This is a genomic window from Pantoea sp. X-Soil-TKNS-1280 (genome assembly GCF_059730475.1).
In genome coordinates this window covers 187,031-212,453 of sequence record NZ_AP035966.1, presented here as the reverse complement: position 1 = coordinate 212,453, position 25,423 = coordinate 187,031, and the positions used below count along the sequence as shown (strand labels likewise).

Annotated in this window: 19 protein-coding genes and 1 pseudogene; all 20 read left to right on the top strand. The window is 42.1% G+C overall.

Annotated elements, in window-relative coordinates; translation table 11 throughout:
• Positions 1-534 precede the first annotated feature (534 nt).
• The 20 genes and pseudogenes from AC6I8X_RS28220 to wbaP all read left to right on the top strand — a co-directional run bounded on the left by AC6I8X_RS28220 (position 535) and on the right by wbaP (position 25,414).
• Positions 535-1,167 (top strand): YbhB/YbcL family Raf kinase inhibitor-like protein, encoded by a 633-nt coding sequence (locus AC6I8X_RS28220; protein ID WP_497842001.1) that lies wholly within the window; start codon positions 535-537, stop codon positions 1,165-1,167.
• A gap of 23 nt (positions 1,168-1,190) precedes the next feature.
• Positions 1,191-2,048 carry an AraC family transcriptional regulator gene (locus AC6I8X_RS28215; protein WP_299456357.1) on the top strand — a complete coding sequence of 286 codons (858 nt, stop codon included), beginning with the start codon at positions 1,191-1,193 and terminating at the stop codon, positions 2,046-2,048.
• A 181-nt stretch (positions 2,049-2,229) separates the two neighbouring features.
• Positions 2,230-3,239 (top strand): annotated as a pseudogene (locus AC6I8X_RS28210) (hypothetical protein).
• Positions 3,240-4,032: 793 nt separating this feature from the next.
• Complete coding sequence (locus AC6I8X_RS28205) at positions 4,033-5,040, top strand: alpha/beta hydrolase (RefSeq protein ID WP_497842000.1); 1,008 nt, start codon at positions 4,033-4,035, stop codon at positions 5,038-5,040.
• 812 nt (positions 5,041-5,852) lie between these two features.
• Entirely contained in the window at positions 5,853-6,551 is a 699-nt protein-coding gene (locus AC6I8X_RS28200; RefSeq protein WP_299456353.1) for an EAL domain-containing protein, read from the top strand.
• Positions 6,552-6,789: 238 nt separating this feature from the next.
• A complete protein-coding gene (yjbE, locus tag AC6I8X_RS28195; RefSeq protein ID WP_497841999.1) occupies positions 6,790-7,041 on the top strand; it encodes an exopolysaccharide production protein YjbE in 252 nt (83 codons plus the stop codon).
• A gap of 40 nt (positions 7,042-7,081) precedes the next feature.
• Complete coding sequence (locus tag AC6I8X_RS28190; RefSeq protein ID WP_208718180.1) at positions 7,082-7,576, top strand: LuxR C-terminal-related transcriptional regulator; 495 nt, start codon at positions 7,082-7,084, stop codon at positions 7,574-7,576.
• Between the two features lie 98 nt (positions 7,577-7,674).
• Positions 7,675-8,811 carry a polysaccharide export protein gene (locus AC6I8X_RS28185; RefSeq protein ID WP_497842026.1) on the top strand — a complete coding sequence of 379 codons (1,137 nt, stop codon included), beginning with the start codon at positions 7,675-7,677 and terminating at the stop codon, positions 8,809-8,811.
• A 5-nt stretch (positions 8,812-8,816) separates the two neighbouring features.
• Positions 8,817-9,248, top strand: coding sequence for an arsenate reductase/protein-tyrosine-phosphatase family protein (locus AC6I8X_RS28180; protein WP_497842025.1), 432 nt, complete (start codon positions 8,817-8,819; stop codon positions 9,246-9,248).
• Between the two features lie 21 nt (positions 9,249-9,269).
• Positions 9,270-11,450 carry a polysaccharide biosynthesis tyrosine autokinase gene (locus tag AC6I8X_RS28175; RefSeq protein WP_497841998.1) on the top strand — a complete coding sequence of 727 codons (2,181 nt, stop codon included), beginning with the start codon at positions 9,270-9,272 and terminating at the stop codon, positions 11,448-11,450.
• A gap of 75 nt (positions 11,451-11,525) precedes the next feature.
• Positions 11,526-12,683 (top strand): glycosyltransferase, encoded by a 1,158-nt coding sequence (locus AC6I8X_RS28170; protein ID WP_497841997.1) that lies wholly within the window; start codon positions 11,526-11,528, stop codon positions 12,681-12,683.
• A 28-nt stretch (positions 12,684-12,711) separates the two neighbouring features.
• A complete protein-coding gene (locus AC6I8X_RS28165; RefSeq protein ID WP_497841996.1) occupies positions 12,712-13,701 on the top strand; it encodes a glycosyltransferase family 4 protein in 990 nt (329 codons plus the stop codon).
• A 248-nt stretch (positions 13,702-13,949) separates the two neighbouring features.
• Positions 13,950-15,005, top strand: a complete 1,056-nt coding sequence (locus tag AC6I8X_RS28160; protein WP_497841995.1) for a hypothetical protein — start codon at positions 13,950-13,952, stop codon at positions 15,003-15,005.
• 14 nt (positions 15,006-15,019) lie between these two features.
• Positions 15,020-16,717 carry a putative phage tail protein gene (locus AC6I8X_RS28155; RefSeq protein WP_497841994.1) on the top strand — a complete coding sequence of 566 codons (1,698 nt, stop codon included), beginning with the start codon at positions 15,020-15,022 and terminating at the stop codon, positions 16,715-16,717.
• Positions 16,718-17,000: 283 nt separating this feature from the next.
• Positions 17,001-18,422 (top strand): mannose-1-phosphate guanylyltransferase/mannose-6-phosphate isomerase, encoded by a 1,422-nt coding sequence (locus tag AC6I8X_RS28150; RefSeq protein WP_497841993.1) that lies wholly within the window; start codon positions 17,001-17,003, stop codon positions 18,420-18,422.
• 13 nt (positions 18,423-18,435) lie between these two features.
• Positions 18,436-19,812, top strand: a complete 1,377-nt coding sequence (gene cpsG, locus AC6I8X_RS28145) for a phosphomannomutase CpsG (RefSeq protein ID WP_497841992.1) — start codon at positions 18,436-18,438, stop codon at positions 19,810-19,812.
• A gap of 293 nt (positions 19,813-20,105) precedes the next feature.
• Entirely contained in the window at positions 20,106-21,263 is a 1,158-nt protein-coding gene (locus AC6I8X_RS28140; RefSeq protein ID WP_497841991.1) for a glycosyltransferase family 4 protein, read from the top strand.
• Between the two features lie 98 nt (positions 21,264-21,361).
• Positions 21,362-22,078 carry a hypothetical protein gene (locus tag AC6I8X_RS28135; RefSeq protein WP_497841990.1) on the top strand — a complete coding sequence of 239 codons (717 nt, stop codon included), beginning with the start codon at positions 21,362-21,364 and terminating at the stop codon, positions 22,076-22,078.
• Positions 22,079-22,412: 334 nt separating this feature from the next.
• Positions 22,413-23,858: a lipopolysaccharide biosynthesis protein gene (locus tag AC6I8X_RS28130; RefSeq protein WP_497841989.1), complete on the top strand. Its 1,446-nt coding sequence runs from the start codon at positions 22,413-22,415 to the stop codon at positions 23,856-23,858.
• A gap of 98 nt (positions 23,859-23,956) precedes the next feature.
• Positions 23,957-25,414 (top strand): undecaprenyl-phosphate galactose phosphotransferase WbaP, encoded by a 1,458-nt coding sequence (gene wbaP / locus AC6I8X_RS28125; protein WP_497841988.1) that lies wholly within the window; start codon positions 23,957-23,959, stop codon positions 25,412-25,414.
• Positions 25,415-25,423 lie beyond the last annotated feature (9 nt).

The window sequence follows — 25,423 nt, the reverse complement described above, 5'->3', positions numbered from 1 at the left end:
TATCTAACACCATCTCCAGCAACGCATTATTACCGTCCCCGGCAGAATGAGAAGAGGCTCTGGCGATCCCGGATCGCCCGACTCAGAGTTGAGACCCTTCGTCCTGCTTCACATGCCACATAAAGCGCATAAAAGTGGAGGGACCTTTTATTCTGGGGCAATCGGGCTGGCGCAGCAGGCTTATCAGCCGCAGATTTTTAGCCGGATAAGAGGTATGCCGGACTCTTTCCCAGACCCGCTGTAACTGGCTGGAGAAGCAGACCCAGCCACATCATGGGCGATTTATTGTTCCTGACGGGGGCATTCGCCAGTATATGCTCCTACCGCAACAAAAAGCGCTGTATGGCGCGTAGCTGCGATAAATGTATCGTTCCGGTTGCCGTGGTTATGGCCCTCGTATGCGCAATCCGGTCAAAATGATGGTTATGGTAGTAAATCTGACTGGATAAGGACGTTCTCAATGGACGAAGCCGCCTATAATCAGGCTGGCGTTTTTTATTTATCGTTCAATCCGCACACAGATGAGAGAAGAGAATGAAATTATTCAGCCACAGCTTCAACGACGGAGAAGTCATTCCCGGTAAGAACAGCTTTGCGGTGTATGACGCAGCCAGCCATGTTCGGTTATCTGACAACCTGAACCCGCATTTCGGTTGGTCAGATTTGCCTGCGGGTACGCAGTCACTGGTTCTGATCTGCCATGACTACGATGTGCCAACCAGCGGGGAAAACGTGAACCAGGAAGGTAAAGTGGTCCCGGCTTCGCTGCCGCGTACGGATTTCTATCACTGGTCACTGTTTGATATTCCGGCGACACAGCAGGAAATTGCCGAAGGTTCACAATCGAACGGCATCACAGCCAAAGGGAAACCTGGCCCGGATGCGCCAGCAGGTCTGAAGCATGGCATCAATGATTACACCGCGTGGTTTGCCGGTGACGAGGCCATGGGCGGGACTTATTATGGCTACGATGGCCCTTGCCCGCCGTGGAATGACGAGATTGTTCACCATTATGTATTTACCTTATACGCCCTGTCCGAGCCGTCATTAGCAGTGGAAGGGGAACTGAGCGGTGCTAATATCCGTCGCGCAGTTGAGAACAGTAATGTTCTGGCGAAAGCGAGCCTGACCGGGCTGTATACCCTTAACCCCGACGTTAAAATTTGATCTGATCTGAGCGGCAGAAAACCATGACCAGAGAAAGTGCATTGTTGGCGGCAGAGGAGCATTTCTTCTGGTCTGGACTGTCCGGCCACAGCCTCAGCCGGGATAACCTGATTTCGGTTGCCTGGCCGAGGCTGAAGATTGAACAGAAGGCGAGTTCGTTTGTCTTTTTTGAACCCACCCTGCTGGTGGTTTTATCAGGCAGGATTGACATAACCTGTGCCGGAAGGCGTCATACGCTCCACTCGCCAGCAATGCTCGGATTTATCGACCAGGGTGTGGATATCGATTATATAAAGTATCCCGCTGACCGACATACGCCATTTCGCTCGCTGTTTATTAATATCAGCCCGGATGTGCTGGAAAACTTTTACCAGCATTTTCAGGAACCGCTTTCCGCAGTTAAAAAAAATCCCCAGCTCAGCACAGTTGAAATTAACGCGAGCCTCGATGATTCATTGCATCATCTGCTGGTGGCCCTTGAGGATCCCCGGGTCAGTGATGATCGCATACGGCTGAAAATCTTTGACCTGCTGCTGGTGTTAGCAGAACAGCAGCTGCGCTTTGCGCTACCACAGCGGCAGGGAATTTTTCCCCGCCTGAGCAACCTGTTACGTGACGCGCCGGAACGAAACTGGACCGCCCGCCTGGCAGGTGACGCACTGGCGATGAGTGAGTCCACACTACGCCGTCGGCTCCGGCAGGAAGGCGTCAGGTTCGAGCAGCTGCTGCTGGATATCCGTATGCACCATGCACTGATGCTGATCCAGACCACGCACTGGAATCTCACCCAGGTGGCCGATGCCTGCGGCTACCGATCTGTCTCCCGCTTTGCCGAGCGTTTCAAGCACCGGTTTGGATCATCTCCAGCGCAGTTGCGTTGATGGGGATGGTTCGGTGAGGAAGGGAGCAATGTTTAAGCTGCGTGTCTACGTGACGACTCGCGATGGACGACAACACTTTTTGCGAAACGCAGGAGAATTTTTTACTATTAATTAGAAATTTTGGAGCATGGGAGCAACTGCGGTACTGCCTTACAGACTACAACCGACGGAGAATGGATGCATGGCACGTAATATTGCCCCCGGATATTGTATAGTTGAGCGTCCTGGCGGACTTGATTATCAGGCAAGGGAACTGTTCAAAGATACCCGCACTCCAGCAGCTCAGACGTTTATGAAAATGAATGCTGACACACCTTGGCTGAAGCCTGGACAGATATTGATTGTCGCCGATCCTGATACGCCAGCACCAATGACTATGCAGGTACTGTCAGTACTACGGCAAGCTAAGATAAAAACAAACCTGGCCCTGAACGGAGTCAGCACAGAAGAAGCCGGTTTCATGCAGAAGTATTACGGGATGATAGCTGGCACAACAGGTGCAGGGGACAAGATTTTCGGTACTGTAGGAGATGCAGGCGAAAAATACTATTCCTCTATAGAACAGACCCTGAAGAAAATCGAGAGCAGTTACCAAAATCAATTCCGACACAAGGCACCCTTATAAGTCAGCAATTTTTTGTGGAGCGTAATCAGCTATTGAACCAACTGAAAGAACTGGTAAATAAACCCCTTCTCAAGTCTCTAAACCGTTATGCTCTTAAACTTCGGCCTTGCGAAGATATGCGTAGAGTACTAAACCTTTCAAGCCGCTCGATCGTTCATGAGTGGTCAACTGTTGGTATCGGTGGAATACCGGGATACTCGAATTTTGTTGGTAATGCTGCAAAAGCAGCACGTTTCCTGAAATACGGCGGATTCATTGGGATTGGCTTTTCTTTTGCTAACACAACAAATGAAGTGGTCAATAGCTGCACAACAGGCCGTGAGAATGAATGCGAAAGAGTGGCATTCAAAAAATACACTTCGTTTATTGCTTCAACAGCCGGTGGCGTTGGCGGTGGTGTCCTGGGTTCTATTGCTGGTATAGGAATATGTACCGGAATCGGTATTGCAACAGCCGGTGTCGGTGGTGTCGCCTGTGCCGCAGTTGGTTCTGTTGCGGGAGGTTTAGCTGGAGGTTCCGCAGCTGACTTGTTTATGGATTCAATATACAAATACCTGGACATCTGACAGCAAATGAAAATTTTTGTAATCGGCATTATCATTGTTGCCAGTCTGACTTTTATCGCCTCAATCATCTGGTATGCAATTAACAGACCCAGGTACTACGAATTGTTGAATCGCTTCCAAAGGAAATATACGTTTCCTGCTCCATACTCTTTTAGCAGTATGGTAGGTTTTTTTGGCGCACCACTTATGACTTACTTCTTCCTTCGACTAAAGAACAGGAAGAACATTCTGTTTGTTGAGAAAACCAGCGATGTATACACCTTCCCGGATAATGACACTATCAAATTAATGTCTTGGTTGCCGGTCTTCAAAGGTTTATTAATAATCTGTATGGTTTGCTATTCTTTCCTCATGATTTTTGCAGTTTTTCTTGAGGCAAAGGACAGATTTTTCCCATAGTTTGCTGTGTTATCGTCAGGACAAACAGCCCACTAAGTGGGGTGTGATATACTCATTCTAAAGCTGGTTGTCCATTTCCAGTCTTATATCAAGCATTGACAGACAGCCTTCCACAAAACCTTCTGCCTTCATGAGCGTTATCGCGCAACCTATCTGCGGTAACGCAAAATTTTCATCGGGCTGGTGTTGATTTTTAACAAAAAATGCGATTTCGTTACCACTAAATAGTTACTTATCAATTGGATAGGCGTTACGGTGTAAGCCCACCAAAACAAATAGATTGCTATTAGATAGTGCGCTATATACATTAAACCCCGAAGCAAACAGATGACAAATCATCGCAACCATTTAAATAGCGCACGATACAATAGCGAAAAACTTAAGGGAGTTCACCATGAAATTTAAACAGACATTTTTAGCCATCGCACTGGCCGCTGTATCCGCAGGAAGTGTAGCGGGAGAGCCGCAGCCGGAACGTCATGTACAAGCATTTCTGAACGCGCTGAACAGCAGTGGTGGAAAACCCATGGAACAACTTTCTCCGCAGGATGCCCGTCAGGTACTGATTGGCGCGCAGAAAGGTGCAGTGTTACCGCCCGCTGATGTAACGGAAAAAACCATTGAGGTAAATGGCCAGCCGCTGAAGCTGAACATCGTTAAACCAAAAGGTGCGCACGGTACGCTGCCGGTATTTATGTTCTTCCACGGTGGTGGCTGGATACTGGGAGACTTCCCGACTCATGAACGCCTGGTGCGTGACCTGGTAGTGGAATCCGGTGCGGCAGCGGTATTCGTCAACTATACACCCTCACCGGAAGCGCATTTCCCGGTAGCCATCAACCAGGCTTACGCGGCGACCCGCTGGGTGGCGGAGCATGGTCATGAAATCGGCGTTGACGGTAAACGTCTGGCGCTGGTGGGCAACAGCGTAGGGGGCAACATGGTTGCTGCCGTCGCCTTGCAGGCAAAACAGCAGCATACCCCGGAGATTCGTTATGACGTGATGCTGTGGCCAGTTACCGATGCACATTTTGATACTGCCTCATATAACCAGTTTGAAAATGGCTACTTCCTGACACGCAATATGATGAAGTGGTTCTGGGATGCTTACACCACCAGTGACAAGGATCGCAACAGCATCCTGGCTTCACCACTGCGTGCCACCCGTGAGCAGTTGCAGGGACTGCCGCCGACACTGATTCAGACGGCGGAACTGGATGTGCTGCGTGACGAGGGCGAAGCCTTTGGCCGCAAACTGGATGAAGCGGGAGTGGATGTCACGGTGACACGTTACAACGGCCTGATTCATGACTACGGTCTGCTGAATCCGCTGAGTAACGTCCCGGCAGTAAAAACCGCACTGCGCCAGGCAGCCGAAGAATTAAAAACTCATCTCAAATGATGAAGAAGGCCAGGTTAATCACCTGGCTTTTTTTTACCTGCCATTTTGTTACCCGAATCACAATCACAACGCCTGCCAGTCAATCCCTGAATAATTATGAGAGATGGAAAACGGTTCCGGGGCAGCAGATGGTATTGAATGGACAATGTGCGGAGTAGTCACAATTTGATGATGCTATTTATCCAATTGATGCTGTGACGTTCCGTGGAGAATGGCAGAGACCCCTCCGGCAACCGCCCGACTGGGTGAGTTTTTGTTGGTTAAGGTTTTCTTAATTATTAATTTTAAAAGCCATGTTGCAGAAATTTTCACCAGTATTTTTTTCCTTGTCCAACCCAGACTGGGCCTGGAACAGGGCCACTTACCGGTGTTTTTAACGAAGCGGCAAAAAGTTTAATGATTTCACAATGTTACTAATGTGTTTGTTTTCGACAGCTAATCAGTCATTTAGGCAGCAATTCAAGCCATGTTTGACCTGAAAAATAAACAATTCGTTAACATCTCACTCTTCCGGCGCCATCCAGGTTAAGGTATCGATATCGAACCATTAACATCCAGTTGTATTTCATAAAAAATTTCCCGTCACATAATTTATCCATCTGATACATAAGCAAATATCCAATCATTCATCTGATTTCTCCTAATAAGCTGGAGTAATCCTCTATTTATTCATTTTAAGAAAGGATTGATCGATCAACGGCTGTTTTTTGATAGGTAAAAACATAGATAAAACCGATCTTAAACTGTTTATTGATTGGTAATAGTGATCATAGAATGAGAATCATCTGATGTGTGTTAAGGAAAACATTCTCATGAATCTCAGCGAAGTCTTAACAGGTAAAGTTATCAGTGGTATTGAAGCGGAACCGATAGTAGACAGAGAAGGGAATGTTCTGGCAGTTAAGGTACGCACAGAGAGCGCCTCACCAGGGTGGCTTTCATGGCAGGGTGGGAAGGCGAGCAAAGCACAGAAAAAGAAACTGCTGAAGGAGCAGCTGACGCTCATCGATCAAAAAACAGCATATTTTCAAAATAATAATATTTTATGCTCCATCGACATTGATTTTGAAAAGGCAGCGATCCTCATACAGGATGAGGAAATCGCCGAGTTAGCCAGATCAAAACACTTTTTACGTTTAGAGATTTCAGAAGGCTTTCCTAATCTTTCAGATGGAAGAAGCAACCGGGTACTGCAGGAGTTAGCGGAGAATTACCGATTGTGGCTGGGCGATTTAGGATCAGGCGAGGCAAGCCTGAGAGCGTTACAGGAGAATCTCTATGACGCAGTTAAAATCGATAGTGACTTTCTAAAGCTATACAGTCATTCAAGAATATGGCCGGTCATTATCAAAAACATCATGCGTTACTGTCAGTTTATTATTGTCGAAGGCCTGGAAAGCTCAGAGCAATGCCAGACAATCGCAAAGGACATAAAAGCTATACAAGGTGGATGTTTTAAAAGCGTACTTCTTGAGAATATCGAAAGTCTAAATAAGAAATTCATATTATAACCCTACTTATTTTTTTATTTTCTTTTCACAGCAAAGCGGCGGGAGTTCTCTGCCCATATTATTTTTGTGCCAGATTCGCGCAGGCGAAGCTGCGCCCGTTGCGTTGATTATTTAATTTTCAGGACATTGGCGCCAGTAAGCTAAGGGCGGTAGCGTGTCTGAAAGCAAGCGAATGAGCTTGAATAGAAGTTGGATGAAAAGCCAATAATCTTCCCTCAACAATAAAGAAGGTATAAATATGAAAATCACAGCAATAAGTACATTGTTAATAGCCGGCATGCTGAGCCTTAGTGCGAATGCAGCCGATACGACAACGACACAAAACACCGGTGCTGCTGCTGGTGACACGGCGACAAGCTTTGCACAAGGCAACAGCGTGGTTATCGGTGTGTCCGCTGTTGGGCTGCTGGCGGGCATAGCTCTGGCATCAAGCAACAATGGAGGCAGCAACACCAGCACCACCACGACCACCACCACTACCGGAAGATAGTCATTTACATTGGGGGGCATCGCGTAGGTGTTAAAGAGATATGAGGATAATTTCCGATGATTACTACCTTAGGCTGGGGTTAAGAGAAGCTTTAAGAGTCCATGAAAAGGGACTGCAGGATATAACTATAGCGATAAGCTCAGACCTGAAAACCATCAGGCTGTATAAAGATATAAGCATCTATTCTAATGAGAAATTTTTTGTCGGAAATTGTCTGACAACATTTGTTTTGAGCTATCAGCTCAGTCATGGACTAACACCGCTGCATCACAATCTCTATAAGTTAATCGCCGAAAGAAAGACTATGTACTTAACCCCCCGGGAAATTGACGTACTCAGCGAATTATTGAAAGGAGAGAACATACTCGGCATATCCCGGATGTCCGGGCTTAGCCCGAAGACAATCAGTGCGCAAAAGAACTCAGCCCTGAGAAAACTTAAGGTTAATAATTTACATATGCTGCATAGAGACATTTCATCATTCAGAAATCTCTTTTATGGAAAAGAACGTAACCAATCAGGGATGGATTACTAAGGGCGAGTTAATGACATTCCCATTTTATATGCCTCTTTAGTCTCTTTATGAAGAGGCTTTATTTTCGTGTTTTTAATAGGATGATAGTTCAGCTCATGATGATGACAATGCCTTTCAGATTATCCGCTATCGCGGTATCTGTTTTTTTACTTTCCGCGTGCACCATTGTTCCCGGACAATATTTATCCACCAGTAACAAGGATGTGGTAGAGCAGACAGACTCTAATACGGATATCGACAAGTTCGTTACGGTGTACCCGCTAACACCGAAGCTGATTGAATCTCTGCAACCGAAGACAGTGATGTCCAGCGCAAACCCACAGCTGGAAGAACAAATTAAGAACTACCAATACCGCATCGGCATTGGTGATGTCCTGATGGTGACAGTGTGGGATCACCCTGAGTTGACCACCCCTGCGGGTCAGTACCGCAGCGCCAGTGATACCGGCAACTGGGTGAACACCGATGGCACCATCTTCTATCCCTATATTGGCAAGGTGAAGGTTGCCGGACGTACTATCGATGAAGTGCGCTCTGACATTACGGATCGACTGAAAACCTATATTGAGAGCCCACAGGTTGATATCAGCATCGCTGCGTTCCGCTCGCAAAAAGCCTATGTCACCGGAGAGGTGATGAGATCTGGTCAGCAGGCCATTAGCAATATCCCACTGACCATTATGGATGCTATCAACGCGGCGGGTGGTTTAGCCCCGGATGCAGACTGGCGCAACGTGGTATTAACCCACAATGGCAAAGATAGCCTGATCTCCCTGCAGGCATTAATGCAGCAGGGAGATTTACGACAGAACCGGTTACTTACTCCTGGCGATATTTTGTTTGTTCCGCGTAATGACGACCTGAAAGTGTTTGTCATGGGTGAAGTTAACAAGCAATCCACCCTCAAGATGGATCGCAGTGGTATGACGCTTGCTGAAGCACTGGGCAATGCAGAAGGGGTCTCGCAGGAAATGGCAGATGCATCCGGCATTTTTGTGATACGTCCGCTGAGCAGAAGCACTGGAAACGGCAAGCTTGCCAATATTTATCAGCTGAATGCAAAAGATGCAGCAGCAATGGTGATGAGTACCGCATTCCAGCTGCAACCTTATGACATCGTCTATGTCACAACGGCACCGGTAGTGCGCTGGAACCGTGTTATCTCCCAGCTCGTTCCAACCATTGGCGGCGTGCATGACATGATCGAGGCCACACGTTATATCAAAGATTGGTGATGATTATGTTTGATTCAATACTTGTGATTTGTACCGGGAATATTTGTCGTTCTCCCACTGCAGAAAGGCTGTTACGGAAGTTAATCCCAGGGAAGCAAATAGACTCTGCTGGTCTAGCCGCTTTAGTTGATCATGAAGCAGATGCTTCAGCAGTTGCTGTTGCAGAAGAACATGGGGTGTCTCTTGCCGGGCATAAAGGAACACAATTCAGGTCCGCATTAGGTAAGAAGTATGACCTTATTTTAGTGATGGAAAAATCTCATATTGAATCAATTAGTCAGGTATCTCCAGAGGCGAGAGGAAAGGTACTGCTTTTGGGGCATTGGTTGGGGCAAAAAGAAATACCTGACCCATACCAAAAGAGCCATGAAGCATTTGAATACGTGTACCAGCTAATTAATCAATGCTGCCAGCAGTGGGTTAAGAAATTAAATTGATAACTTTCAGGAAAACATTGCATGACCTCGGCACTCATAAATAAACCTTCAGTACCTGACTCAGATGAAATTGCACTGGGTCGAATTATAGGTGAGCTGTTAGATCACAAAAAGATGATAGCTATCATTACTGGCCTTTTTGTGGTGGTGGCTATTCTATATGTTCTTTTTTCAACTCCCATATATCAGGCCGATGCTCTTGTTCAAGTTGAGCAGAAGCAGGGGAATGCTATATTGGAAAACTTAAGTCAGGTTTTACCTGACGTGCAACCACAGTCAGAGCCTGAAATAGCATTAATTCAATCCAGAATGGTATTAGGTAAAACGGTTGATGACCTGAACCTGCAAGCTGGAGTTGAGCAAGACTATTTCCCGATTTTTGGAAAAGGATGGGCGCGATTGACAGGTGCTGAGCAAGGAAGCCTGAAAGTAAGTAATTTATATATCCCACAGATTGGAAGTAACAAACAGGAAGTAACACTGAAAGTTATTGATAAATCAACTTACCAAGTAAGTGGGAAATCTTTTGAATACACTGGTGTCGTTGGGGAACTGTTGCAGAAGCCAGAAGTCACTATCCTCGTCGATGCAATAAATGCGAGTCCGGGAATAAGTTTTACTATTAACTATCAAAGTCAATACTTGGCGATAAATGATTTACTAAAAAGACTGGTTGTAGCCGATGAAGGCAAAGATACTGGGATGCTAACACTAACTTTGACAGGAGAAGATCCTGTCAAAATCTCAGAAATACTAAATAGCATTATACAAAACTATCTTGACCAAAATATTGAAAGAGAAGCAGCACAGGACGCAAAAAGCCTGGATTTCTTACAAACACAACTTCCGAAAGTACGTTCCGATCTTGATGACGCGGAAGATAAATTGAATGCCTATCGTAAACAAAAGGATTCAATTGACCTGCCTCTGGAAGCTAAATCTGTACTTGACCAGATAGTTAACGTTGACAATCAGCTAAATCAGTTAACCTTTCGTGAGGCTGAGATATCAAAGCTTTATACACCAGACCATCCGACATACAAAGCTTTGTTGGAGAAGAGAGGAACTCTTGAAAAAGAGAGAGATGCTTTAAATAAAAAAGTATCATCAATGCCTTCAACACAACAGGAGGTTATTCGACTCAGCAGAAATGTTGATTCCGGGAAAGCTGTTTATATGCAGCTTCTAACCAGACAACAAGAATTAGAAATTGCCAAGTCGAGTGCGATAGGCAATGTCAGAATTATTGACCATTCAGTCACTGCACCAATACCAGTCAAGCCGAAAAAAATAATCGTCATAGCAGTGAGCTTAATACTTGGTGGTTTTGTTTCTATTGCCGTAGTATTGTTTAAATCATTCTTTCATAGAGGTGTCGAATCCCCGGAGCAACTTGAAAGTCTCGGGATTAGTGTGTACGCAAGTATCCCAATTTCAGATTGGCTGATGAAGACTAATAACACGAATTACGTTAGAAGGTCTAAAGGTAAAAGCGAAGGGAATCTAAGCTTTTTAGCTGTAGACAACCCAGCCGATATATCGATAGAAGCATTACGAAGTTTGAGAACTAGCATTTATTTCACATTGCAGGACTCATCAAACAACGTACTAATGATTTCAGGACCAAGTCCTAATGCAGGTAAGTCGTTCGTCAGTGGGAACTTATCTGCAGTCATAGCACAGGCTAACAAAAAAGTATTGCTCATTGATGGAGATATGCGTAAGGGCATCGCGCATAAAATGTTAAAGGTAAATAATGAACGTGGCCTTTCAGAACTTATTTCCTCAGACTCTAGTTTTGAAAGCAGCATTAAAAGAATTGCAAGCGCAAAATTCGACTTTATCCCTCGTGGGAAAGTCACTCCGAATCCGGCGGAGCTCTTAATGCATCCTAAATTTTCAGCGTTATTAAGTTGGGCATCTGAAAACTATGACTTGGTAATTATTGACACCCCACCTATTTTGGCAGTAACTGATGCTGCAATTATTGGACGACTTGCCGGTACATCACTTTTGGTTGCGAGATTTGAGCAAAATACAGTTAAAGAAATTGAGGTTAGCTTAAGACGTTTTCAGCAGAGTGGTGTGCTTGTTAATGGCTGTATTCTCAACGGAATAGTTAAAAAGGCAAGTAGTTATTATGGTTATGGATATAATCATTATGGCTACGATTACTCTGATAAAAAACAGTCAGAAGCATAATAAAATTCGTGGGTCTGTGCACGTTATTTTACATAGGTCAGGCCCACATATTTTAATGAGAGGTGGTGGTTGTTAATGAAGAAAATATTAATCGCGTGCAGAGCGTATTTTCCAGACATTGCCGGTGGAGGAGAGATATCCACCAAAACACTATCTGAAACTCTGGTTAAATTAGGTTTTGATGTGACCATCCTGGCTATAAGCAATGGGGAAAGGAAAGAAGAAATAGATGGTGTGGTGGTGCACAGAGTAAAGCATAAAAATGTCTATTGGTCATTCCAAAACAAAGAAGTAGGTTCGGTAAAAAAGATTGCATGGCACTTGGTTGATTCTAATAACATTTTTATAGAAGGTGAGCTAAAGAGAATTCTCTCGGAAGTTAATCCAGATATATTAATAACAAGCACAATAGAAGATGTTTCATCGATTATATGGAAAATTTCAAAGAAAATGAGAATTAGAAATATCCATATTTTGAGAAGTTATTCTTTGCTTTGTCCAAATGCTAATATGTTTAAGGAAGATAATTGTAAAACCAGATGTGCTCTTTGTAAGACAATAACGTTACCTAAGAGAGCTAATTCGAGTTACGTTGATGACGTTGTAGGAATTAGCCATTTTGTAGCTGATGAACACTTAAGGTATGGTTATTTTTCTAATGCTAAAAAGCATGTTATCTACAACATTTGCCTCGGTCCTGTTCTTGAGAAAAGGGTATATAATGGGTTCGAAAAAGATATCGTCAGGATTGGATATTTGGGGCGGATTCATAAAACTAAAGGTATTGATATCATTTTTAGTGCCTTGGGAAAAATAGATCGGAATATTAGGAGTAAGGTTGAAGTTGAAATTGCAGGTACAGGGGATGAAAAATATATAGATGAATTAAAGGCTATAGCGTTATCATTTGGTGTAAAGTGTAGTTTCCTCGGAAACACAAATGCCAATGATTTTCTAGATAGATTGGATATGTTGATTGTCCCATCGAAATGGAATGAGCCATTTGGTCGAGTTTTGATTGAAAGTATGGGTAGGAATGTACCTGTTGCAGGTAAGAAGGTTGGCGGTATACCAGAATTACTTTCCGATAATAATGACTTTTTATTTGATGATGAATTGGAACTTGTTGAAATAATAAATAAATATGTTAATGGAGAGATTAAGTTCAACTTTAATTTGAAAGAATTCAGAACTGAAAATATTATCAACCAATGGTCTGACTTGTTGATGTAACTTATACCAAAGGTACTTGGGAGGGTGAGTGAAGAAAATTATTTACGATTTGCGTTGGCAAGGTAATCACGGAATTGGGCGATTCTCTACGGAAATTACTAAAAGAATTAAATTTGATAGATATTTTAACGCAAAACTTAAGCCTACCAGTGTTTTTGATGTGTTTGTAACAGGTTGGACGCTTATGTTTACCAGACATATTTTTTTTACGCCTGGGTTTAATGCGCAATTTATTGCTGCAAATAGATCTATTATAACAATACATGATCTAAATCACATTGATACTCCAGGGAATTCAAGTTTACTAAAAAGGATGTATTATAATTTAATACTTAAACGAGGTTGCAAAAAAGCCTTAGTTATACTTACTGTTTCTGAGTTTTCGAAAAATAGGATTGTCGACTGGTCTGGAGTTGATAAGTCGAAGGTTATAGTAGTAGGAAATGGTGTTTCGAATGATTTTACACCAGAGGTGAAACCTTATGAACCTGGCTATGAATACCTCTTTTGTGTGAGCAATAGAAAGGCTCATAAGAATGAGTTTCGCCTGATTGAGGCCTTCGCAAGGGTCGATACGGATACGAATATTAAACTATTGCTATCGGGAAACTCTACTCCTGAATTGATTGATCATATCAATAAATTAAATCTGCAAGACCGTGTCATATTCTCAGGTTTTATCAAAGATAGTGAATTACCGTCTTATTATCGCGGCGCAGTTGGTTTGATTATGCCATCTCTTTATGAGGGGTTCGGGCTTCCAGTCATTGAAGCAATGGCTTGCGGAGTGCCAACAATAGCATCTAGTACAACTTCGTTGGGAGAGATTGCTGCTAATGCATCTTTATTAATTGACCCCATGAAAGTGGAGGATATTGCGTATTCTATAAATAAACTGTTTTCTGACTTAGAGTTGAGGCGAGAGCTTTCATTGAGAGGGCTAGATCATGTTAAGTTATATACGTGGGATAAAACTGTTGAAAAAATAGAAAGTGTGATTTCAAAAATCAATGTCTAATGTACTAAGTGGCTAGTGTGAAATTTGCTAATCTCTTTCTACCCTAAAATTCATCACTAGAGAAGATTATGATAAGGTTGGTGCTTTTCTATCTTTTGACTGCGTTTTATTATAATTCGTATAGATATATATTTAAAATAAACAATGCAAGGACTTCTCCGACTTACTCCGATACGCCAATTTGGTTATCAAGTGGGAAATATCTAATCATACTAGCAATTTTTGGGCTGATGGTGTTTTGGGTTACAATGCAGAAACACAAAATCAAACCAGCTGGGATTTCAGTTCAATACGGAGGAGGGGGCAATGCAGGATTCATTATATTGTCGTTGCTGTTTTGTTTATACGGAGTTGCAATAACAATTCTGTCTCATGACCCATATGCTTTCGAGTCAATATTCTTTTTCCCCATTTTTGTATTTATTATACTTGGTCGTTTTGATCGCAATGAGTTTTTTATTAAAGTTTTTAAGGTGATCAAGGTATCAACATGGATCTTTCTGATAGTAGATATCATTCAATATTTGCTGTTTTATATTTTTGATAGACTTCCAGCGCTTGCGTATGAAGGTTCTGTATCAGTCAGATTTGGTTCATTACAAGATGATCCTAATGGATATGCATTTTTATTGTCGGCATTATTCTTTATTGGAATGTCATATGCCGGGTATAAAAAAGTTGCTTTTTATGCATTGTATTTTATTAACTTGCTGTTGACGATTAGTTTTACAGGTATGGCTGCGGTTATTTTATCCATATTTGTTGTTATTATAATTAGTACCCCGATTAGTTTTTATAAGTTGATTGCAGCTTGGTTTTCTTTAGCTTTAGGTATGGCAGGTGTTATATTTATATCTCAGTTGCCAATAGTTCAGCGCGTAATTTCAACGAAGCAAGGTTCAATTGATCAGCATGCAAATTTATTTAGTGCATTAAGTAATATAGGTGTGTTGGATGTATTAGGATACAACCCTCCGGGATGGATAGCAGAAAGTGCTTATGTCAATATTTTACTTAATTTCGGTTTTTTTGTTGCGTTAGTCATATATTTTATGATTATCATTATTCTTTTTGGGTTTATTAAACACCTACTGAAAAATAAAAAATATTATAAATATCTTAAAAAAGAACCTGCTTATATATTGGGGCTTTGCTCATTTTCGTTCTGCTTATCGATCTTTTTTGGTGGGATAAACTTGCCTCTTGAGGTGGTGTTCCCTGTTAATTCTTTGTTCCCTTTCTTTCTGGCGATATTATGCTTGATATCCAGGCATGACTACTTTTCAACCAGGCGTAATTCTTGATGGAAGGATGTAATATGTTGGCGAAAATGAGTAGAAGGAGAATAATTAAATTAACTGCATGTTATCCGTTTTTGATAAAGGCTAGTCAGGTATTTGGTCAGGGAATTGAGAGTCATGTTGATTTAAGATGTTCGGATGTATCATCTTTACGCAATCTTAATTCTTTAAAGCATGGTCAAGTGATTTTGTTAGCAGAATATTATAAAGGAACAAGCAAGGGAGGAGGATTACTGAAAGTTGATCTTAACGATCAGACGTCTTCAGATGATGGAGGTTATTGTTTTATAAATAGCAGTGGTCAGCGCTTAAAAAGAGTGCTCTTGGATAATAAAATATTAGCCAGTGATTACGGCATGGTTGGAATATCAGACGATGACACCATTGCATTTAAAAAATTCGCTAACTGTCACCTTGATAAAGTTATTGATGTTGATATCTTCACAAAAGGTATGGCTCAACTAGCTGACAACACGAAATTGATTGGTTCAAGTAAGTTTATTATCTCAGCAATGGCTGATGTTAACACTGACCCAGAGCGTAGCAAGAATAACCAGGGTCAACTTTTAGAGATTGGAAATGGCTGTTATATTGAAGGTGTTGTGATAAATGGTGGAGGACATAAAAACAATGGTTTTCTTGTAGAGAAAAAGAATAACGTTACTATAAAAAATAGTAAGGTTTACAATGGAAGAGGTCAGGCAATATTAGATTATATGAGTCATGGGTGTGTTTATGATGGAAATAAATTATCTTCATCATATCATGGGGTGCAACTATGGCTTTCTAAAGATACGCTAGTCAAAAATAATATAATATCTAAAGTTGAAGGTGGGATTTGGAGTGCTTGTGCTCAAAATGTGCTTGCAACTGGAAACACAATAAGTGATTGCTCTGATGTAGGTCTTGATTGGGAAGGTGGGAATAATTGTGTGTCAGATGGAAATGTGATTAGGTTTTGTGCAAATGGAGAATTGGCAATTTTTGCCACCGGTGAACAGTTGAAGGCACTCAACATACCAATGGGTAATTTAATCCATAAAAATAATAAAGTTGAAAGATCTGGGGGGTATTTTAGTCGTACAGGCATTAAAATGTTTAATCGACTTAACGATGCTGGTGCTTGCATGATCTATGGCAACCTCGATAAGCATCTAATTGGACCGATTGTATTTGAAAATAATAGTGTTGTATTAGATGCATCGGAAGGTAAATCTATCAGATGCTTCTCTTCCCGAAAAAGTCTGAATAGTGATGCAATCATAATAGTAAGGAATAATAAATTTGAGTCCTTTTCTAATGATATGGGAAGGTTAAAAGGTTTAGCTAGTGTTCTATTTTCCGGGAATGAAATGCTATATCATTCTCAAGAATATTTGGAGAATAGCACTTCTTTTGATAATGTCGCTAATTTAATTTTAGTTTCAAATAAAATGGAGGTGCTAAATAATAAGAATGATATGTTGCAAGTCATTACAATAAATTCTTTTTCTGAGAGTTTTAATAATATAGATGTCCAGGGTAATACATTTAATGGATTTAAATCTTATGCGTTTGTTATTAATACATTGAATGAGAATCAAAAAGTATCCATAAAGGGTAACTTATTTAATCCTGATTTAAATGGTTTTGTTGCTAAAACTAAGTCTACATTGCGACAAGAACAATCTGGCAAGTTCTTTGTGGTTACTCATAAAAATTTATCATGGGGGTGAAAGTTAATCTTGAAAACCTAAAAATAAATATTATTTTCATTTTCAGCTTGGATGGTGAAATCTCACACAGTAAACCATGTTTCTTTCGATTAGGCCTTTAAAAATAATGATGCCAATTTATAGTTGCCATTCATGATTATTTTTTTAAGACTTCTGATTTAATAATTCAACTGCTCTAGTTGCATAAATAACTAATTTCTACAAGATATAAACCTCATACGCTGAATATTCGTATTCGGTTATTTTAATATAATCAATTCTGTTTAACGCTGAGACGAAAATTATGATCCTTCCAGTAATCATGGCTGGCGGCACTGGCAGCCGTCTATGGCCGATGTCTCGTGAGCTTTATCCAAAACAATTCCTTCGTCTCTATGGCGAAAATTCAATGTTGCAGGAGACTGTTATCCGCTTAAATGGTTTGGATGTTTCTGAACCATTAGTTATCTGTAACGAACAACATCGTTTTTTGGTCGCTGAACAACTGCGCCATATCGATCAACTTTCTAACAATATTATTCTTGAACCAGTAGGGCGTAATACTGCCCCTGCAATTACATTGGCTGCACTTAGTGCTGCGTCAAAGGGTGAGGATCCATTACTGCTGGTACTTGCTGCCGACCATGTTATTGGTGACCGCGCGGCATTTCACCAGGCAGTCAAGGATGCTATCCCATTTGCTGAGCAGGGTAAGCTGGTGACATTTGGTATTGTCGCGGCTGAGCCTGAAACTGGCTATGGCTACATTCAACGTGGCGGCATGATGGGCAGCCCCCAGGCTCCAGTGTTTCGTGTGCAGCGTTTTGTCGAAAAACCGGATCTGCCGACAGCAATTCAGTATCTGGAAAGCGGTGAGTATTACTGGAACAGCGGTATGTTCCTGTTCCGCGCCAGCCGTTTCCTTGAAGAGATTGCCCAGTTCCGTCCAGACATCCTTGAAGCTTGCCAGAAATCTATTGCTACCTCTGAGACTGACGCCCAACAAGATTTCATCCGCGTCGATAAGAAAGCGTTTATCGCCTGCCCGGATGAGTCAGTTGACTATGCAGTGATGGAGAAAACCAATGATGCGATTGTTGTTCCACTGGATGCAGGCTGGAATGACGTTGGTTCATGGTCAGCATTGTGGGATGTAAATAATAAAGATACACAGGGCAATGCACTGACGGGGGATGTATTCACTCATCATGCGAGCAATTGTTATATCAATACTGATGAGAAACTGGTTGCAGCGGTCGGCGTTGAGAATCTGGTTATCATCAATACCAAAGACGCGGTATTGGTCATCGATAAGTCTCAGGTACAAGACGTTAAGAAGGTTGTCGAGTTCCTGAAGAAAAGCGAGCGTGGTGAACATCGCGTCCATCGTGAGTCTTATCGTCCCTGGGGGAAAAACGACAAAGTCGTCAGTATGCCGCGTTATCACGTTAACCGCGTGACGGTAAAACCTGGCGGAATGTTCTCTCTGCAAATGCATCACCATCGTGCTGAGCACTGGGTGGTTCTTTCTGGCACGGCAAAAGTCACCATTGACGATAGCACTTATTTACTGACAGAAAATCAATCGACGTTTATCCCGATTGGTGCCCAGCATATGTTGGAAAACCCTGGGAAAATCCCTCTCGAATTATTGGAAATACAGTCCGGCTCCTATTTGGGAGAGGACGATATCATTCGAACAAAAGATCATTATGGCCGTTGCTAATTAGGGGTGAAATATGTCTGGTAAATTGTCTTGTTTTAAAGCTTATGACATTAGAGGGAAGTTAGGCGAAGAATTAAATGAAGATATCGCCTATCGCATCGGACGTGCCTATGGAGAATATTTAAAACCAAAAAAAATGGTCGTAGGCGGTGATGTACGATTGACCAGTGAAGGATTAAAACTCGCTTTAGCCAAAGGTCTTCAGGATGCGGGTACAGACGTCATTGACATTGGTTTGTCTGGCACTGAAGAGATCTATTTTGCGACATCCTATTTGAATGTTGATGGTGGTATTGAAGTCACCGCCAGCCATAACCCATTAGATTATAATGGCATGAAACTGGTGCGCGAAGGTTCAAGACCTATCAGTGGTGATACCGGGTTACGGGATATTCAACGCCTGGCGGAAGATAATGACTTCCCACCGGTAGATCTGGAAAAAACAGGTTCCTATACCACCATTTCGGTACTGGATGCCTATGTTGATAAGCTATTCAGCTACATTAATCTGGATAACTTTACTAAGCCGATGAAGTTAGTGGTCAACTCCGGCAACGGTGCTGCAGGGCATGTTGTAGATGCCATAGAGGCACGTTTCAAACACGCTGGTATCGCCATTGAGTTTATTAAAGTTCATCACCAGCCAGATGGTAATTTCCCCAATGGTATTCCCAACCCCCTGTTACCGGAGTGCCGTCAGGATACTACCGATGCTGTAGTCGCTTCTCAGGCTGATATGGGCATCGCGTTTGATGGTGATTTTGACCGCTGCTTCCTGTTTGATAGCGAAGGGAACTTCATTGAAGGGTACTACATTGTTGGCCTGTTGGCTGAAGCCTTCCTTGAAAAGGATCCTGGTGCCCGCATCATCCATGACCCGCGTCTGAGCTGGAACACCATTGATGTTGTCAGCCGTGCTGGCGGTGTCCCGGTTATGTCTAAAACGGGTCATGCTTTTATCAAAGAACGCATGCGTCAGGAAGATGCGGTGTACGGTGGTGAAATGAGTGCACACCATTATTTTCGAGATTTTGCCTACTGTGATAGCGGCATGATTCCATGGCTGTTGGTGGCTGAGTTGCTTCAGGTTAAAGGGCAATCGCTGCGTCAGCTGGTGAATGATCGCATGGAAGCTTACCCGGCATCTGGCGAAATCAACAGCGTACTGGAACAACCGCAGCAGGCAATCGAGCGTGTTCTGCAGCACTATGAAGAAGGTGCTTTAACTCTGGACCGTACTGATGGTATCAGCCTGGAATTTTCAGAGTGGCGTTTTAATTTGCGCAGTTCCAATACGGAACCAGTCGTTCGCTTGAATGTGGAATCGCGAGCTGATGTCGCATTGATGCAACAACATACAGAAAACATTCTTTCTATTCTCCGTAGCTAATAACAATAATATCGCTTTCTAATTTATAAAGTGAGTCAATATTCAAACCATAATCATGAGTGATGTTTTCTCACTTTTCTAATCCGTAGAAATCGGATGTTTCGCCAGCCCTTTCAAGCATGGCTGTATTATTAGCGGTGCCAGGGAGCTTTTTTGTTATTCAGTAGAGTGTCTGAATAAGATAACTTGGTTTTAATTCATTGTCCCTCATGCGGGGCAATAGAGTAATAACGACGGAGACGCCGCAGTTTTAGGGTTCTTTCGTCTCGTGCAGGGCTAGAGAGGGTTTAATAATGTCACGAAATTTAAGTGTAGGAATTGTTGCCGACTGGTTAGTGGGATTCGCCGGGGCAGAGAGAGTGATCGCTGAATTTATTGAACTGTTCCCTGCATCGGAAATTTATTCGGTAGTGGATTTTTTATCCGATGACTCCCGTCATCTTTTTCATGATAAGAAAGCCACAACCTCATTTATCCAGCGCCTGCCGGGAGCTAAAAAGAAATATCAAACCTATTTACCTTTAATGCCGCTTGCTATTGAGCAGCTGGATGTAACCAAGCACGATATTGTGTTATCCAGCAGCCATGCGGTGGCAAAAGGGGTGTTAACTGGCCCGGATCAGCTGCATATCAGCTATGTTCACTCTCCCATTCGTTATGCATGGGATTTCCAGCATCAATACTTGCGTGAGTCCGGGATGGATAAAGGCCTGAAGGGTAAGCTGGCACGCTGGATGTTGCATAACATTCGCATGTGGGATTATCGCACCGCTAATGGTGTTGATTACTTTATTGCTAACTCCCACTTTATTGCCCGTCGTATCAAAAAGGTGTACGGCAGAGAAGCTGATGTCATCTATCCACCCGTAGATGTTGACCGCTTCACCTTGCGTGAGCAGAAGGAAGATTTCTATTTCACTGCCTCACGTATGGTGCCGTACAAGCGCATCGATCTGATTGTGGAAGCCTTCAGCCGTATGCCAGATAAGAAACTGGTGGTGATCGGGGATGGTTCAGAAATGGCAAAAATCAAATCGAAGGCGACGCCGAATGTAGAAATCCTCGGCTATCAACCTAATGATGTGATGCAAGACCATATGCAACGTGCCAAAGCATTTGTCTTTGCGGCTGAAGAAGATTTTGGCATTACTCCTGTTGAGGCACAGGCATGCGGCACCCCGGTGATTGCCTTCGGCAAGGGAGGTGCGCTGGAAACCATTCGTCCTTATGGTGAAGAACGTCCGAGTGGCTTGTTTTTCTATGAGCAATCAGCTGAATCCATTGTCGATGCCGTAGAGAAATTTGATCTGGTGCGTGATGAGATACTCCCCGTCGACTGCCGTGCTAATGCTATGCGCTTCTCCGCAGAACGTTTCCACAGTGAGTTGGATTGCTATATCGAAAGCAAATGGAAGGCATTTAAGCTGAGTAAAGAAGTAAGCTACTCCTGATCGTAAAACTATAACTGCTCTGTACCAAACTTTGGAAGGGTAGAACATTTCCTGATTTTTTAATCTCAATGCTTAAAGGCTCACATATGTGCAAAACAATGTTAGTTGTGGTTTTGTATGATAAAACCTATAAAGACTCGCTAACACTAAACTGCCTGATGAACAAAGAATACACTGAGACGGATTTGCTGATTATTAATGTCGGTCCTAAGTCTTTGGCGTTCGACAAGGAATTTATTCATACGCTGGGTTTTTTTGTTAGTGATATTTATATCAAGGAAGTTTTAGATGGTGCTCCATTAGGTGGTGTTTACAATAGCATTGTTAAGGAAAGTAATGATTATGAACGTTTTATCATTCTGGACGATGATTGTAAGCTGAGTAAGGACTATCTGAAAAAATTGGATATGTATCATACTAATGATATTGATTTGCAAATACCGCATATCAGTGACAGAAATCATGGTGAAATTCACTACCCTGTGATAAATGAATCTGTTTCGATGAGTAATGACGGTCTGATAGTCAACCAATACGATCGGGTGAAATCTATTGGCGTTGGGCTGGTTATTTATCGTTCGTTAATAACCAAATTTCGGTCTCTTGAAATGGATGTATTTAGCAGTGATTTCAAACTTCACGATGTTGATTCTGATTTCTTCGATAGACTGAATTTTTTAAAAAATAAAAAAATCGTTGCTGGCATACAAATTGCGGGGACTATGGGTTGCCTTTCATCACAGAAAAACGACACATACAATAAACTATCTTCAGTAAAACGACTTTATAACAGAATGCTTGGGGTTAGAAATTAATTATCAATGAGGCAATGTTATGCTTGTTTCTGCCTTATTGTACTTCCCTGGGTTTTTAAAATAGACGTACACCGTCAATGCAGACTGATAGTTGTGCTGAGGGAGTTATACAGACCTGAGGGTTAAATAATGCTAGTATTAATTTCTTTTTCCTGTGCCGTATGGAGATAACGATTTTTTCTATTTATTAATGGTGTCTGTGTTACTGTGTTAGCAACACTGATACAGTGTTATAAGTTTTTAATGAGTCATGCTTATTTTATGAAAATAATAATATTTCATTATTTCACAAATCATCATCAATTAATGTGTCGCTAAACAGGGTGATATCTCGATGAGTCTGTTGTCTAATCTAAAGTGGAACGCCTTATCTCAATTTTTTAAAATATTCGTTCAGGCAGTAAATCTTATTTATCTTGCTAAGATAATCCCACCTGCACAGTATGGTTTAATGGCCATGGCTGTAGTAGTGATCAACCTTGGCATTTTACTGCGTGATTTGGGAACAGCGGCTGCAATTATTCAGAAGAAGAAGTTGAGCAACGATTTGATCAATTCCATTTTCTGGCTAAATGTTGCCATGGGGGTGTCCCTATGTTGCGTCATCGCAATCCTCGCAAAACCATTATCGTTACTATATGGGCACCCTGAACTTCAGTTAGTATTAATGTTACTTGGTTTGTCTTTCCCTCTATCAAGCTGCGCTGCCACACATTTGGCTTTACTTGAGCGTGAATCCAGATTTAAAACAACCTCAAAAATTGAAGTCACATCTGCAATAACATCAGTCATTGTCGCAGTAGTTATGGCACACCTTGGTTTTGGGGTATATAGCCTTGTTGCGCAAGCTATTACGTTAAACTTGATGTCTGCGATCCAGTTTTGGGTTGTATCTGACTGGAGACCATCTTTAAGTAAGTTTATTCGTTGGAGTGATATCAAAGAGATTTTTTCATTCAGCACTAATCTTTCATTATTCAACTTAATAAACTATTTTTCACGCAATGCAGATAGTTTTATTGTTGGGAAGTACATGTCGGCAACCATTTTAGGGCAATATAATCTAGCTTACCGTATTATGTTATTCCCTTTATTATGTCTGACATTTGTCGCAACACGTTCCCTTTATCCTATTTTAAGCCAACATCAGGATGATAACGAAAAAGTTGAGAAAACATATCTAAATACTGTGTTCATTATTCTGGTGATTACCGCTCCTATGATGACCATTATTGGATATTATAGTTTCCCGTTAATACGAGTCGTTTTTGGTGATCAGTGGTTAAAAACTGCCGAGATATTAAAATGGTTAGCACCAACTGCAATCTTGCAATCTGTTCTGAGTACATCTGGAGCAGTGTTTATGTCCAAAGGAAGGACTGATCTTCTACTCAGGTTAGGAATACTTGCAGCGATTTTGCAGGGGACTGCTTTTATACTTGGTGTTAGATATGATATTACTACTTTCGCTATGTTTTATCTAATTGCAAACATCATTAACTTCTTCCCTTTGATGTACTATATGTTGAAGATTATGGGTGGTAGTTTTGTAAACCTTTTTTTAAAGATATACCCCATATTTATTGCTGTTGGTGCGATGTTTATTTTCATGAGATTCATTAGTCATACTTACTCTGAATCTAGTATTAATGGGATTGTGAGTCTATCATGGGTGTTTATTTGTAACTTCTCATTTTATTTCTTATGCCTTATTGCAATGTCGAAAACTTCTCGCCGATTTATTTTTAGCAAGCTGAGGCTGAAGTCAGAAAAAGTGTGAATCACAAGCGCACCAGAATTGTTTTAGATTATTACTTTATTACAAAACTTATCATACTTAGTTAAACATTAACGGTTTTTCTGATCGGGTCTATTCATATGAATACACTACAGCAACGCATACACATCACCTCAGACTTTACCTATAAAAATCTTCTTACGAAGATTTCTCTGGCTTTTTCGGACTTGATTTTTTTCAATGCCGCACTATTTGTTGCGCTGGCGCTGATTGAATCACTTTCACACTCACCGCTTGCCGATATTTCTGCCAAAGATCTCAATTTGAAAATCATTACACATATTTGTCTTTCGGTAATTTGTGTCGGTTGGTTCTGGGTTCGCCTGCGTCATTTTACCTATCGCAAACCTTTCTGGTTCGAACTTAAGGAAATTATCCGAACTGTTCTTATTTTCTCTGTTATCGACCTGGCTATTACTGCGTTGTCACAGTGGCAGATGTCGCGTTTTGTCTGGGCTCTTACCTGGTTGCTGGCTTTAATCGTGATTCCTATTGGGCGAGCCATTGCACGTCGCTTGCTGAACCATTTTGGCATGTGGAAAAAACAGACTGTTATCATTGGCAGCAGTAAGAACGCCCAGGAAGCCTGGAAGGCTCTGCAAAGCGAAGAAGTGATGGGATATGATGTTGTTGCTTATTATGATGTTGACGGTAAATGCCCGCAAGCAAGCATCGCCGGTATTCCAGTATTACGTAATGAACAAGACCTTTGGTTACTGACCAATCCTGAAACTCAGTTTATTGTCGCAGTTGAGTCTGAACAAAGTCAGTATCGTGATAATTGGCTCAAAACCTTGGCACGACATAATTGCCGCTCGGTTTCTGTCATTCCTACATTGCGTGGTGTGCCACTCTATGGCACCGATATGGCCTATATTTTCAGCCATGAAGTGATGATTTTACGCGTTAACAACAATCTTGCGAAACGTACCTCGCGCTTCCTGAAGCGTGCGTTTGATATTGTTGGCGCGCTTAGCATTATCATCGCGCTGTCCCCAGCTCTATTGATTCTTGGCTATCTTGTCAGCCGTGATGGTGGCAACCCGATTTACGGCCATGAACGCGTTGGTCTCAATGGCCGTAAGTTTAAATGTCTCAAATTCCGCTCAATGGTGATTAACTCCAAAGAAGTACTGGAAGAGGTACTGCGTACTGATCCTGTGGCACGAGCTGAGTGGGACAAAGATTTCAAATTGAAAAACGACCCTCGCATTACCAAAGTTGGTCACTTTATCCGCAAAACCAGCCTGGATGAGTTGCCACAGTTGTGGAATGTGGTTCGTGGCGATATGAGCCTGGTTGGGCCGCGCCCTGTCATCGAAGATGAACTGAGTCGCTACGCTGGTGATGTCGATTATTACCTGATGGCGAAACCTGGCATGACGGGACTGTGGCAGGTTAGCGGTCGTAACGATGTTGATTATGAAACCCGTGTTTACTTCGATTCCTGGTATGTCAAAAACTGGTCTTTGTGGAATGACATTGCGATTTTATTCAAAACGGTTGGCGTAGTGCTGAAACGCGACGGCGCTTATTAATTTCCTCTA

Bases quoted from the DNA above. Each gene is read 5' to 3' on its own strand.
- AC6I8X_RS28220 (WP_497842001.1), top strand. From the start codon at position 535: ATGAAATTATTCAGCCACAGCTTCAACGACGGAGAAGTCATTCCCGGT.
- AC6I8X_RS28215 (WP_299456357.1), top strand. From the start codon at position 1,191: ATGACCAGAGAAAGTGCATTGTTGGCGGCAGAGGAGCATTTCTTCTGG.
- AC6I8X_RS28205 (WP_497842000.1), top strand. From the start codon at position 4,033: ATGAAATTTAAACAGACATTTTTAGCCATCGCACTGGCCGCTGTATCC.
- AC6I8X_RS28200 (WP_299456353.1), top strand. From the start codon at position 5,853: ATGAATCTCAGCGAAGTCTTAACAGGTAAAGTTATCAGTGGTATTGAA.
- yjbE (WP_497841999.1), top strand. From the start codon at position 6,790: ATGAAAATCACAGCAATAAGTACATTGTTAATAGCCGGCATGCTGAGC.
- AC6I8X_RS28190 (WP_208718180.1), top strand. From the start codon at position 7,082: ATGAGGATAATTTCCGATGATTACTACCTTAGGCTGGGGTTAAGAGAA.
- AC6I8X_RS28185 (WP_497842026.1), top strand. From the start codon at position 7,675: ATGATGACAATGCCTTTCAGATTATCCGCTATCGCGGTATCTGTTTTT.
- AC6I8X_RS28180 (WP_497842025.1), top strand. From the start codon at position 8,817: ATGTTTGATTCAATACTTGTGATTTGTACCGGGAATATTTGTCGTTCT.
- AC6I8X_RS28175 (WP_497841998.1), top strand. From the start codon at position 9,270: ATGACCTCGGCACTCATAAATAAACCTTCAGTACCTGACTCAGATGAA.
- AC6I8X_RS28170 (WP_497841997.1), top strand. From the start codon at position 11,526: ATGAAGAAAATATTAATCGCGTGCAGAGCGTATTTTCCAGACATTGCC.
- AC6I8X_RS28160 (WP_497841995.1), top strand. From the start codon at position 13,950: ATGCAGAAACACAAAATCAAACCAGCTGGGATTTCAGTTCAATACGGA.
- AC6I8X_RS28155 (WP_497841994.1), top strand. From the start codon at position 15,020: ATGTTGGCGAAAATGAGTAGAAGGAGAATAATTAAATTAACTGCATGT.
- AC6I8X_RS28150 (WP_497841993.1), top strand. From the start codon at position 17,001: ATGATCCTTCCAGTAATCATGGCTGGCGGCACTGGCAGCCGTCTATGG.
- cpsG (WP_497841992.1), top strand. From the start codon at position 18,436: ATGTCTGGTAAATTGTCTTGTTTTAAAGCTTATGACATTAGAGGGAAG.
- AC6I8X_RS28140 (WP_497841991.1), top strand. From the start codon at position 20,106: ATGTCACGAAATTTAAGTGTAGGAATTGTTGCCGACTGGTTAGTGGGA.
- AC6I8X_RS28135 (WP_497841990.1), top strand. From the start codon at position 21,362: ATGTTAGTTGTGGTTTTGTATGATAAAACCTATAAAGACTCGCTAACA.
- AC6I8X_RS28130 (WP_497841989.1), top strand. From the start codon at position 22,413: ATGAGTCTGTTGTCTAATCTAAAGTGGAACGCCTTATCTCAATTTTTT.
- wbaP (WP_497841988.1), top strand. From the start codon at position 23,957: ATGAATACACTACAGCAACGCATACACATCACCTCAGACTTTACCTAT.